The following is a 12892-nucleotide window of genomic DNA, read 5'->3' on the forward strand; positions in this document are numbered from 1 at the left end:
AAAAAGAAAAATGTATTAAATTCATGATAACGATTAACTAATTATAAACTCGATGCAATATCTGTCTGTGAGTAATTATTGATAATATATTCTTCTAACTCAGCTTTTGATGCTGATGTGTTAGCCGCCTGGGTGGTATTGCTGGATTGAATGTGGTCAATGATCACTTCTTCATCAATATCAAAAAGAATTTGTTCCGCCTGCAAGGCTGCCTTCGAGGTAACAACAGGAGCTGCTGGAATAGCATCGTCCTGATTAACATAAATACCAAAAGCAGATATTAAAACAATACATGCTGCTGTAGCATACTTAAGCATACTAGAGTGCCACAGTTTAAATATTGGGGTAACTTTTTCAGGCTGTTCTTCTAAGGAAATGCGTTGAGTAATTTTTGATTCCAATTGCTCAAAATATCCTCTTGGTACATCAAAACCAGTTTCAGTAGCTTTAGACTGGATAGTATCAATAAAGATACGGCTGAAAATATCTGCCGAAAGGTTTTCAAAATAACCTGCAGGTACCTCCGCATTAAAAGTGCCCGCCTTTTCCTTGAGTTTGTCCATATACACAGCATTCAAAATCTGTGTATTTAAACCCTCAAAGTATTGATCTGGAACAGTAAAGGGATTGCTTCTCGACAGCGCGGCAACATGCGGCGCTTCAGCCATCCAGTCTTTATTTTCTAATGTGTTATCCATGACAGTTATATTGATGCTTTAAATGCCAAAAGGTTTAAAAGGTAATGTTATCATTTAGCATAAAATGTTCAATTTTTTTAACGGCGATGTGAAAAGACGCTTTAAGCGCCCCTACGGTAGTTCCTAAAACCTGCGAGATTTCTTCATATTTCATATCATCAAAATATTTCATATTAAAAATCAACCTTTGCTTTTCTGGAAGGGTGAGAATCGCCTGCTGCAATTTTAGCTGTATCTGATCTCCATTAAAATAGGAAGGCTCAACCATGCTTTCCGCCAGCTCACCAGAAACTTCATCAAGCGGAGTATTGTTTTTTTGTTTTTTCTTGTTCAGGAAAGTGATCGACTCATTGGTGGCTATCCTGTATATCCAGGTGTACAACTGTGAGTCGTTCCTGAAAGTGCCCAGGTTTTTCCAAACCTTAACAAATACATCCTGTACGAGATCATCTGTATCGTCGTGATCGATAACGAGCCTTCGTATATGCCAGTAAATTTTTTGCTGGTATTTACTTAAAAGCAGGTTAAAGGCTTCATGCCGAGTTTTCTCTTCTGAAAATTTTGCTATTATCTCTGCGTCTTCAACCTGCTTCATAAATTATTTCTTTCTCTTAAGCACTTTTTGTGCCGCTTCAACAATATTGATGGCATCTAAACCATATTTTGTCATCAGCTGATCTGGCGTACCGCTCTCGCCAAAGCTGTCGTTTACAGCAACAAACTCCTGTGGTGCAGGGAATTCAGTAGCTAACAAACGTGCGATACTCTCACCAAGTCCACCAAACTTATTGTGCTCTTCGCAGGAAACTAAGCAGCCAGTTTTTTGAACGGACTTCAAAATTGCCTCATCATCCAAGGGCTTAATCGTATGAATGTTGATGATTTCAGCATCAATGCCTAATTCAGCAAGTTTCTCACCAGCTTCAATAGCTTTCCATACCATGTGACCTGTAGCTACGATAGTTACATCTGTACCTTCATTCACCATCCAGGCCTTACCGATTTCAAATTTTTGATCCTCAGCAGTAAAGATTGGAACACTTGGGCGACCGAAACGTAAATATACCGGGCCAACGTAGTCAAGAATAGCTAATGTTGCAGCTTTAGTTTGATTATAGTCGCATGGGTTAATAACAACCATACCAGGAAGCATTTTCATCAAGCCTATATCTTCTAAGATCTGGTGTGTTGCGCCATCTTCACCTAAAGTCAAACCAGCATGCGAAGCACAAATCTTCACATTTTTGTTTGAATAAGCTACAGACTGTCTGATCTGATCATAAACACGGCCGGTAGAGAAGTTAGCAAAAGTTCCGGTAAATGGAATTTTACCGCCGATAGTAAGACCTGCTGCAATGCCGATCATATTTGCTTCAGCAATACCGATCTGAACAAAACGGTCAGGAAAGTCATTGGCAAAGTCGTCCATTTTTAAAGAACCTTTTAAATCTGCACAAAGGGCAACAACATTTTCATTGCGTTTTCCCGCTTCATGTAAACCTGCACCAAAACCAGATCTGGTGTCTTTTTTTTCTGTATATGTATACTTCTTCACGTCTTTATAATTAGTAATCTGCCAATGTACTTGTTAACTGATTCAGTGCTGATTCCAGTTGCTGATCGTTCGGAGCAGTTCCATGCCACTTGTGCGAACCAACCATATAGTCAACACCAAATCCCATTTGGGTGCTCATCAGGTTTAAAATAGGCTTACCTTTTCCAGTTAAGGATTTTGCATAGTGTAAAGCCTTAAGGATATCTTCCATGTTGTTTCCGTCAGACGTAATTACATGCCATCCAAAAGCTTCAAACTTGGCCTGCAGGCTTTCCAGAGATAAGATTTTCTCGGTAGGGCCATCGATCTGCTGACCGTTGTAGTCGATACTGGCAATCAGGTTATCTACTTTATTGTGTGAAGCAAACATAATTGCCTCCCAGTTCTGACCTTCCTGAAGCTCACCATCGCCATGCAGCGTGTAAATCGTTGTATGCTCTTTGTTTAATTTCTTTGCTAATGCCGCGCCTATCGCTACCGATAAACCCTGACCTAATGATCCGGAAGCAATCCGAACTCCTGGAAGATGCTCATGTGTTGTTGGGTGGCCTTGCAAGCGAGCACCCAGCTTTCTGAATGTTGCCAGTTCTGCTACCTCAAAATAGCCTGTGCGCGCTAGCACACTGTACCAAACCGGAGAAATGTGACCATTGGACAGGAAAAACAGATCTTCTCCGGTTCCATCCATGTTGAAGTCAGCATTGTGGGTTAATACTTCGAAATAAAGGGCGGTCATAAAATCGGCGCAGCCCAGGGAACCCCCGGGATGTCCTGACTGACAGCCATGTACCATCCTTACGATATCTCTTCTTACCTGAGTAGCGATATCTTCTAATTCTTTAATTGTATGTTTCATTAAGTTGGCATTGGTTAATATGGTAAAGTTAACTTTTTAAGTGTTTAAGCTGTTATGTGTCCTGAAAAAATTCCAGTGATTTGCTAGAAAGTAGATAAGGCGCCTCAAAAGGCAAATTTACCTACGATTACGGCAAAAAGGCCATTTATTCTTGGTGGACTGGAAATTTAAAAATTATATTTGAGATTCTATTGTTTTATTCTGTTACCATGCTCGCCATGAAGCTATCTACCCTATTTTGTACACTAATCCTGCTTACAGGACTCGGTACCGCCTACGCCCAGACCGGAAATGTAGGTATCGGAACACAGACGCCAAATGCTAAAGCAGTTCTTGATGTGAGCTCAAATACCAAAGGATTACTCATTCCCAGACTAACTTTAGTTCAGCGAAATACCCTGCAGCCAGACGGTACGGCAAATGCCGATATCAACGGGATGATGATTTATAATACAACCTCTAACCGCTTTAACTACTGGCAGGGAACCAATTGGATCGATATTGGCAGCGGTACAGGAGCAGAAAAAGGGGATAAGGGCGACAAAGGTGATAAAGGAGATCCCGGCATTCAGGGGCCAAAAGGAGATCCTGGAGATGCCAGTACTGGCGGAGGTACTCAGGGTGCTCAGGGAGAGGTAGGTCCACAAGGTCCTCAGGGTATCCAAGGGCCGGTAGGACCCGCTGGTCCACAAGGCCCTGTAGGGCCGCAAGGTGCATCGGGAGACAGCAATGCATGGCTAAAAGTAGGTAATGGTGCTTCCGGGACCGGGGGAACAACTAACCCCGGAACAGCGACAGGACAAAATTTTATAGGTACAACTGATCAAAAAGAACTGGTGCTTGCTGCTTTTAGAAACGAAGGTATTCGTCTTTTTACTGATGGTAAAGTGCGTATCGGCGTTAACGGCTCGCAGATATCCAGAGTTTATAACCAGGGTGTACTAGCCGATTTGCCAGCAATACCTGCCGGGACTACGCTTACACAGAATTTCACTATTCCTAATATAGGCACCACAACGGTACTCATGATTTCTACAAGTTCAGATCTTCCTGACGGGCTGATTATTGCTTCCTCAAGAGTAACAGCGGTAGGTACCGTTCAGGTTAAATTTACGAATGTTTCCGCTGGAACCATCGATCTGCCTGCTACTACGTTTTATATAGCTGGGGTTGAGTAATGAAAAGGTGGCTTCATATACTGGCTTTGATTCCGGGTCTGATGTCGGCGCAGCTGGCAGCAGCGCAGTTGGTTAATAACGGGCAGATTATCTACGTGAGTACCGGTGCACTGTTAAATGTTCAGGACAATTATATCCATCAAACTGGATCTGTTTTTCTCAATGGTGATTTTACAGTTAGCCAGAATTGGACCAATAACGATCCGCTTGGCCCGGTATTCAATGTAGCCAGCCTGGGGAATGCCCGCTTCACTGGAACAGACATACGGATAGAAGGGCCAGGAACTACGCAATTCCCATCACTCATTTTTATAAATCCCGGAATAGCTACCCTCTATGTAAATACCGAAGCCAGACGATCTCTAGTATTGGATAGTAAAAAGATTATCACCCAGAAAAATACACTCTCCCTGTTGAATCCGGAAATAACGGCGTTAACCAGAAATGGTGGCTATGTTGTTACCGAAGGGCAAGGACTGTTGCTGAGGCGGACAAACCTCGCGGATGAGTATCTTTATCCTTTAGGTGCCGCAGATGGCAGCAGGTATGCGCCAGTTACCATCCAGCCTGCGGATAACCAGTCTAATATTTTTGGCGTATCACTCGAAAACCATAGTCCGGATCGTGATGGCTATAACAGGCAACTCAAACGTGACGAGCTACAAAATATTAACGACAAATATTATTACACGCTGAATCAGCCGTCAGGAACAAGTGCATCTGAAGTTTCTTTATACGGAAACAGCACAGATGGACGGTTCAATATGGTTGCCAGATGGATTGATAATAGAATCTGGGAAAAAGCCGGGCAGGCAAGACAGCTTACAGGTGCCTTTGGATCTGGCCTTGACCAGGTATTCGCATTTAATACATCTGCTTTGGGCGTATTGCTGAATCCCATAACCCTGGCGAACGGTATCAACGCGGCTAATCCGTTTACATTTTTTAATGCTTTTTCTCCTGATGGTGATGGTAAGAACGATACCTGGGAGATCAAAAATATTGATGCTTATCCTGATAACGACCTCCAGATCTTTGACCGTTCAGGAAACAGGGTTTATAGTGCAGAATCTTACTCCAAGGCAAAGTCTTGGGATGGGGGAACCCAATCTTCGGGAACCTTCTATTATGTGTTGAGGGCTAAGATCGATGGCGTCAATAAAACCTTTAAAGGGTTTATAACTATGGTAAAACGATAGACATGAAGAGATTTTTGATGGTGATGTTATGTCTGTTTCCAGCGGCGCTCTTTGCGCAGCAGGATGCCATTTACAGCCAATATTTATTTAACCAGTTGCTTATTAATCCTGCATATGCGGGAAGCACAGAAACTTTGAATATGAATTTTCTGAGCCGTAACCAATGGACAGGAATAACGGGTGCACCTACAACCCAGTCGGCATTAGTTGACGGGGCCTTTGGTAAAGCTAAAAAAATAGGTCTTGGAATTTCATTTCTCAATGATAAAGCTGGTCTCGAAAATCAGACAGGAGTCTTTATGAATTACGCGTACAGATTAATCACAGGACCGAAATCAAGATTGAGTATGGGGCTCGGCGTTGGGCTCACGCAATATATGCTCAATGGAAACGATGCCGTGGTAGATGATATCTCCGATCCAAATTTTCTTAGGAAAGAGATTTACTTTACACCTGATGCAAGAGCCGGAGTGTATTATACCAGTCCTGGTTTTTTTGCCGGCTTTTCGGTTACCAATCTACTTACCCATGTGCTCAATGGCAGCGCAAATTCCAAGACGGTTATTCTGCCATATACCCATTTCTTTTTAACGGCAGGCGGTATTTTCGGTAAGACCGAACAACTCAAATTTAAGCCCTCCGTTATGCTGAGAGATGATCCATCAGGGATGGGGAATCTAGATTTCAATGCCTTGTTTACAATAAAAGAACAGCTCACACTTGGTGCTTCTTACCGCATGGGTGTTAACGTATGGAATAAAGTAGACCAGGGCAATGCCCGTGCACAGCAAAACGCATTGATTGCTATGGTATCGGTGTTTTTCGCCAAGCAGATTAATCTGGGCTACGCCTACGATTATTCCCTTTCACAATTAAATGCACTGTCGAGCGGCACCCACGAGATTTCTCTGGGTTTTATATTGGGTCGCAGAAGTGGCTGGGGAACTATAAAAAGTCCAAAACCTGTGCAGTAGCATTTTTGGTGTCCACCTTAGTGATGATATGGGCAATTGTTCCCTTTTCATCAATAATAAATGTAGACCTGGCAATGCCCATATATTTTTTACGGTACATGTTTTTCTCCACCCAAACGCCGTAAGCATTCACGATGTTATGATCTGTATCAGCTAATAGCGAGAATGGCAGGTTAAACTTGTTAACAAATTTCTGGTGAGACGCTTCATCATCTACACTTACCCCAAGCACTACAATTCCTTTTGCTACTAAACCATTGTAATTGTCCCTGAAATCACAAGCCTCGGCAGTGCAGCCCGGTGTATTGTCTTTGGGATAAAAATACAGAATCACTTTCTGACCTTTAAACTGGTCAAGCGTTACCGTATTTCCATTTTGATCATTTGCGGTAAAATCAGGAGCTTTCATTCCTGCTGTAAGTTCAGTCATATCTGCTTATCTTGAAAAGTTTATTTTTAAGTTCTTGGTGTTGTCCTTCATATCAGTAACGATTAGCTCAAGCACATGTTTGCCCGCTGCGGTAGTATCATCAAATGTATGCCACAAGGTAGCTGTTTTTGCATCAAACTCCATGAGCACCCATCGCCCATCAATATAGCCGTTAAAGCTTTTTATTCCAGACAAATTATCTCTGATTTTGAAAGTCATCTTGCCCAGGCCTTTCATGCTTTTACCTTCGGTGATGTTTGTTGGCACTATAACTGGAGCTGTAGTGTCTACTGTGATGTGAAAGGTTCCAAAATTTCTGGGAGTAGCCTTTACATACCCGTCGCTAAAATTGCCACCTTGCGAACCACCATTTGCATTTACGATCAATGCCTTTTCTGCTAATGCGCCCATATCACGACTCGGTTTGATCCACAGTTCAAATCCGGTATGCAAGGGCGTTAGTCCATTTTGAACTTTATGATCTGCAGACCACGCTCCTGGGTGTGGAATCTCCTTATAGGAGAAATTAAGATCGTTATAAAGTGATCCTACAGGAACAACAACTTTTACATTGTCGGTAGCGTAATTGTTAAGTTTATTAAACGGAAACAATATTGTTCCTTCAGGCGCAGTCATTTCAGGAATAGTTGGATTGAGCTCTGCTTGTACAGTGAAGCTAACAGTACTTTTGTTACCTTTCAAATCGGTTATAGTATACAGAATTTCATGTGTTTTACCATCGGTAAAGGAGATCCTGCCGTTATTTACCAGGTTGCTGTAGATTTGAAGTGGATTACCCGGATCTACAAAGCTTTTCTGGATATTTCTGCGGGAATTCATGAACTCGGGATAGTCGATATGTGCATTGATAGCCTTACTGTTTTCAAAAAGAAAACGCTCAACTGCTGATGTAAACACCGTTTTTCCATCTATCTCTAAAACAATCGCATAAACACCATTTGTTCCTGATAGCCCAGTGTGCCGATCGGTAGCTATAATACCAAATCCAACTTCACCACCTAAGGTGACGGTATTGGTTACCGTATATTTGCCGCCACCACCGGATAAGGCCAATGCTTGTTTTTTAGTAAATTCATTAAATGGAGCCTGGTTAAGCTTATAAACAAATAATCCCGAAATCACAGGAGGTATATTATCGGGAATGCTGATGCCGAAAAGTTGCGGATTTATCGTCGCTTCTGTTTTCGTATCCCTGATCTCAAAATGTAAATGCGGGCCGCCAGAGCTTCCTGTATTTCCGGAATAAGCAATTAAATCACCTTTATGAACAGGTACTGCGTCTGCGCCGGGAAACTCGTCAATCTCAAATGATTTTTTAGCGTATTGGATGCTTTTAGCGAGTGAGGTCAATTTTCCATTGTAACGTTGAAGATGTCCGTACACCGAGGTGAACCCATTCGGATGGTTAATGTATAATGCATTGCCAAACCCGCTGTTCTGGATACGGATTCTTGAAATATAGCCATCAGCAATTGCGTATACAGGATATCCTTCGCGCTGGTTGGTCCTGAAGTCCATACCAGAATGAAAGTGATTGGCACGCAATTCACCAAACGAGCCTGCAAGGGCTGGGGGTGTAATGTCAAGTGGTGGCCTGAAATCTACCAGTGGATATTTATTGGTGCTAAATATTTGCTGGGCATATAATTGAACGGAAACGAAGAGAGAAAAATAGATTACAACAAGGGTTTTGCGCATGCTATTATTTAATCTCGAAGTTTAACAATTGTTCCCCTTTAAGCCATGCCTCCAAACGATCTCCCTGGTGCACCTGACCAACACCTTCTGGTGTTCCGGTAAAAATAAGATCGCCTTTTTTTAAGGTGATGTACTGAGAAACAAATGCGATAATCTGTTCAAAAGAAAATAGGATATTTTCGGTGTTACCGTTTTGTCTGCTTTCCTGATTTACCTTTAATTCAAAGGTAAGTGCTTTAAGGTCGCCTAAACTTCCCTTCGGAACGAAGTTACTTACCGCTGCAGAATTGTCAAAGGCCTTTGCAAGTTCCCAGGGCAATCCTTTTTCCTTATGTATACTTTGTAGATCCCGAGCAGTAAAATCAATACCTAAGCCAATTTCTTCGTAATAGTTATGTGCAAATTTTTCCTGAATGTGTTTTCCCTCTTTAGAGATTTTCAAAACCACTTCAAGTTCATAATGGATATCGTTGGAGAAGTCGGGAATGTAAAAAGGTTTGTTGTCTTTCAAAACCGCAGTATCTGGTTTCATAAAGATTACCGGAACAGTAGGTACGGGATTGTTTAATTCTTTAGCATGCGCGGCATAGTTGCGGCCAATAGCGATGATCTTCATTAAAAAATGGATTTATGTATACAGATAATAAGCTTTATTTGATGGCAGATCACGATGAACACCTGCTGCCAAAAGTAAGAAACAAAAGGAACTTATAAAACGGAGATACGTTTTACTGATGTTTCTGCTCCAGCAACAATCCTGACGAAATAAATTCCACTGCTCAGGCGATTAGGAATCGTGTATGTTTTTGTTTGCTCACCCGCTGCCGAGCGCTCGTTGGCCAGACTTACTACTTCATTGCCCAGTAAGTCCATAATTTTAATGGATACTGTGCTTTCGCGTTCCAGCTTATAGACAATACTGATTTGATCATCAACAGGGCTTGGAAACACTTTAAGGAAAGTAAGGTTCTTTTCGGGCTTTGCTGCAACAGGCGTTTTGGAGAAAATAACACTGTTGAAAGGAATGAAACCAAGTGGACGGTAAACCGGTAGATTTGGTTTAATAACGGCAGGTTTAGCTTTTCTGGAGCGCGTGATATAGTTAACACTATCTGCCTTCTGACCAAAAACACTCACATTGCACAATATACCCAAGCATAAGATGCAGGTAAATCGAAGAAGAAGCGTTTTTGTAGATGTTATAGTCATTCTTTGTAATTACCTCAAAAATAGAAATAATAAAACAAATAAAATCACGAATTGTTCACTAATTGAATATTTAACAATATTTAACAATCGTAAAATTCTTAATTTGCGAATCAGTAACGCTTAAATCATTGACTTTATAATTATTACGTGTCAGATAGTACAAATATTCAGAAATTATCTACTGCCGGATTGCTTATCAGTCTGGGTATTGTTTACGGAGATATTGGAACCTCACCATTATATACTTTAAGAGCGATTTTTAATACGGTTCATAGCAACGGACAGCAGATTACACCGATGGTGGTGCTTGGTGCTTTGTCTTGTATTATCTGGACGCTTACACTTCAAACCACGATCAAGTATGTGCTGATTACATTACGGGCGGATAATAATGGAGAGGGGGGAATCTTTTCCTTGTATTCTTTGGTTCGTAAAAAAGCGAAGTGGTTGGTTGTTCCTGCAGTAATTGGTGGATGTGCTTTGCTTGCAGATGGTATTATTACACCGAGTATTACAGTCACAACAGCAATAGAGGGTTTACAGTTCAAATTTCCCTGGGTGCATGTAATTCCCATTGTGCTTGCTATCATCCTGGTGCTTTTTATTATTCAGCAATTTGGGACCAGTTTGGTTGGTAAGCTGTTCGGGCCGATTATGTTGATCTGGTTTGCGGCCTTAGGTGTACTCGGACTTCGGTATATAGTTGAAGATTTCACTATTTTGAAAGCGCTTAATCCTTACTATGCAATACATCTGATTGCTACAAATCCGATGGCACTTGTCATTTTAGGGGGCGTTTTTTTATGTACTACTGGTGCCGAAGCGCTCTACTCGGATCTTGGTCATTGCGGCCGACAAAACATCCGGGTGAGTTGGATTTTTGTTAAAGCGACATTGATTTTGAATTACCTCGGACAAGGAGTATGGTTGCTCAACCATCCGGAATATAACGATAAATTAAATCCCTTTTATGAAATAGTGCCGGAAGCATATCTGCTCTCTATGGTGGCGCTAGCTACTATGGCGGCCATTATAGCGAGTCAGGCAATGATTACAGGATCTTTTACCCTAATATCTGAAGCTGTAAGACTAAACCTATGGCCTAAAGTAGCAATCACTTATCCGAGTAATCACAAGGGACAAATCTATGTGCCATCAATCAACTGGATCCTTTGTGCCGGCTGCATTGGAGTAGTGTTGTTGTTCAGGAAGTCCATTAATATGGAGGGGGCGTATGGATTAGCAATTAACCTGACGTTTTTGGCCACAACCATATTAGTTGCGTTTTTTATGCAGGCTAAGAAGGTCCCAGGATATTTAATCATCATCTTTCTGATCGTATATGGTCTGTTAGAGCTTTCGTTCCTTGCTGGGAATATGACGAAGTTCTTCCATGGGGGCTTTGTAACGCTGCTAATCGGATCTGCGCTCTTCACTGTAATGTGGGGTTGGTTTGTTGCCCGTAAAATCAAAAATCGTTTTGTGAAGTATGTCGAAATCGATGACTATTACGAGCTGCTCGAAGAGTTGAGCGAGGATGAGTCCGTCGCCAAATATTCATCTCAATTGGTGTACCTTACAAGTGCCAACTTTAAAACCGAAATCGAATCCAAGATTATTTACTCCATCCTGCAGAAGGAACCTAAGCGTGCTGATGTCTATTGGTTGGTGCATGTGGATGTAGTTGATCAGCCATTCACAAGAGATTACAAGGTTGAATTTCTCATCCCCGGCAAGTTGATCAGGATAGATTTTAGATTGGGTTTCAGGGTAGAGCAAAGGATCAACCTATTGTTTAGGAAAGTTGTCGAGAATCTCGTTAAAAATGGAGAAGTAGATATTACCAGCCAATATACAAGCCTTAAGAAGCATAAGATAGCAGGCGACTTCAGGTTTATTCTGTTAGAGAAACATCTATCGAGGTTCAATTCGCTTAACTTCTACGAGCGTACCATCATGACCTGGTATTTTGTGTTGAAAAAACTAAGCATTTCTGAAGAACGAAGTTTTGGTTTGGATTCCAGTTATGTTGATGTAGAGAAAGTCCCATTGATCTTCGTTTCAACCGACGATATAGAACTGAACAGACTCCCAATTTAATAACTTTAAGCTTATTTCATATCTGGCTCCAGGCAACTGGCATGTGCATCAATACTGAGTGCATACTGTCTCCGCAATGGGTCCATGTTTTTCGCCTTTTTTATGGACTCATTATGGACTGACTATGGACTCACTATGGACTCATACAAAATTAGGTTCCTCTTTGTCTTTTCCGTATATAGCTATACAGATTATCTTACCCTGTGTCTAAAAAAAAATGCATTAAAATAGCTGTCTAAATACGTGATTTGAAAAACACAATATTAAAATGACAGAACTCGATAAAAATCACCCAATTTCAGATGATCTAGTTTTGAATAAAATTTACCATATCCGGGGTGTAAAAGTTATGCTAGATAAAGACCTGGCGGCAATGTACGAAGTGCAGACGCGCGATTTAAACAAGGCGGTAGGCCGAAACATCAAGCGTTTTCCTGCGGATGATTTTATGTTTCAGCTTACAAATAGTGAGTTTGAAAACTTGATGTTCCATTTTGGAACATCAAGTTGGGGAGGAACCCGTAAGCTTCCATATGCTTTTACCGAGCAGGGTGTGGCCATGCTTTCTGGTCTGCTCAAAAGTGATAGAGCTATTGCTGTAAACATTATGGTTATGCGGGTATTTACGCAAACCAGACGGATGCTTGCCGACACTACCGAGATCCGTTTGGAGATTGAGAAAATAAAAAATCACCTGGATCATCAAGACAAAAATTTAGAGGTTGTTTTTAATTGTTTGGACGAGCTACTGGAGAAACGGGATGAACCTAACCCACCGCGGGTAAGAATTGGTTTTAAACCAGATTTTCTGGCATAAAAAAAGGCTCCGGGGAGGAGCCTTTATGTTTAGTCTCGCACTAAACATTATTATAGGGATAATTAGGAGGGCAATTCAATTTGTGATTTCGTTATCACCCCACTAATGTAGAATTAAATTCTCGAATTGTAGAATAAATTTTAAAAAATATTCTAAA

General features: G+C 41.4%; 13 protein-coding genes. 5 read left to right on the forward strand and 8 right to left on the reverse strand.

Annotated features, from left to right (window positions below; all coding sequences use genetic code 11):
- Positions 1–41: 41 nt before the first annotated feature.
- Genes CLV32_RS15200 through CLV32_RS15215 form a run of 4 tightly spaced genes read right to left on the reverse strand, consistent with a single transcriptional unit; the run spans position 42 to position 3130 of the window.
- Positions 42–698, reverse strand: coding sequence for a hypothetical protein (locus CLV32_RS15200; RefSeq protein ID WP_133556984.1), 657 nt, complete (start codon positions 696–698; stop codon positions 42–44).
- Between the two features lie 34 nt (positions 699–732).
- Positions 733–1293, reverse strand: a complete 561-nt coding sequence (locus CLV32_RS15205; protein ID WP_133556987.1) for an RNA polymerase sigma factor — start codon at positions 1291–1293, stop codon at positions 733–735.
- A gap of 3 nt (positions 1294–1296) precedes the next feature.
- Complete coding sequence (locus tag CLV32_RS15210) at positions 1297–2253, reverse strand: transketolase family protein (RefSeq protein WP_133556990.1); 957 nt, start codon at positions 2251–2253, stop codon at positions 1297–1299.
- Positions 2254–2263: 10 nt separating this feature from the next.
- Positions 2264–3130, reverse strand: coding sequence for a transketolase (locus CLV32_RS15215; protein WP_262711524.1), 867 nt, complete (start codon positions 3128–3130; stop codon positions 2264–2266).
- A gap of 197 nt (positions 3131–3327) precedes the next feature.
- Between CLV32_RS15215 and CLV32_RS15220 the strand changes: the two genes are divergently transcribed.
- Genes CLV32_RS15220 through CLV32_RS15230 form a run of 3 tightly spaced genes read left to right on the forward strand, consistent with a single transcriptional unit; the run spans position 3328 to position 6460 of the window.
- Positions 3328–4287, forward strand: coding sequence for a collagen-like protein (locus tag CLV32_RS15220; RefSeq protein ID WP_133556995.1), 960 nt, complete (start codon positions 3328–3330; stop codon positions 4285–4287).
- Complete coding sequence (locus CLV32_RS15225) at positions 4287–5486, forward strand: gliding motility-associated C-terminal domain-containing protein (protein WP_133556997.1); 1200 nt, start codon at positions 4287–4289, stop codon at positions 5484–5486. The genes CLV32_RS15220 and CLV32_RS15225 overlap by 1 nt, the downstream gene beginning before the upstream one ends.
- Positions 5487–5488: 2 nt before the next feature.
- Positions 5489–6460, forward strand: coding sequence for a PorP/SprF family type IX secretion system membrane protein (locus tag CLV32_RS15230; protein WP_133556999.1), 972 nt, complete (start codon positions 5489–5491; stop codon positions 6458–6460).
- Here CLV32_RS15230 and bcp read toward each other — a convergent pair.
- The 4 genes from bcp to CLV32_RS15250 all read right to left on the reverse strand — a co-directional run bounded on the left by bcp (position 6432) and on the right by CLV32_RS15250 (position 9818).
- Positions 6432–6890, reverse strand: coding sequence for a thioredoxin-dependent thiol peroxidase (gene bcp / locus CLV32_RS15235; protein ID WP_133557001.1), 459 nt, complete (start codon positions 6888–6890; stop codon positions 6432–6434). The two genes, CLV32_RS15230 and bcp, sit on opposite strands and share 29 nt — an antisense overlap.
- Before the next feature lie 6 nt (positions 6891–6896).
- The gene (locus CLV32_RS15240) at positions 6897–8609 is read right to left on the reverse strand and encodes a M23 family metallopeptidase (RefSeq protein WP_133557003.1); all 1713 of its coding nucleotides are present in this window, start codon (positions 8607–8609) and stop codon (positions 6897–6899) included.
- 4 nt (positions 8610–8613) lie between these two features.
- Positions 8614–9225 (reverse strand): fumarylacetoacetate hydrolase family protein, encoded by a 612-nt coding sequence (locus tag CLV32_RS15245; protein WP_133557006.1) that lies wholly within the window; start codon positions 9223–9225, stop codon positions 8614–8616.
- A gap of 92 nt (positions 9226–9317) precedes the next feature.
- Positions 9318–9818: a T9SS type A sorting domain-containing protein gene (locus CLV32_RS15250; protein ID WP_243732327.1), complete on the reverse strand. Its 501-nt coding sequence runs from the start codon at positions 9816–9818 to the stop codon at positions 9318–9320.
- 147 nt (positions 9819–9965) lie between these two features.
- Between CLV32_RS15250 and CLV32_RS15255 the strand changes: the two genes are divergently transcribed.
- Positions 9966–11918 (forward strand): KUP/HAK/KT family potassium transporter, encoded by a 1953-nt coding sequence (locus tag CLV32_RS15255; protein ID WP_133557008.1) that lies wholly within the window; start codon positions 9966–9968, stop codon positions 11916–11918.
- Positions 11919–12186: 268 nt separating this feature from the next.
- A complete protein-coding gene (locus CLV32_RS15260) occupies positions 12187–12735 on the forward strand; it encodes an ORF6N domain-containing protein (RefSeq protein WP_133557010.1) in 549 nt (182 codons plus the stop codon).
- Positions 12736–12892 lie beyond the last annotated feature (157 nt).

This window comes from Pedobacter duraquae (genome assembly GCF_004362245.1).
Classification (GTDB): Bacteria; Bacteroidota; Bacteroidia; order Sphingobacteriales; family Sphingobacteriaceae; genus Pedobacter; species Pedobacter duraquae.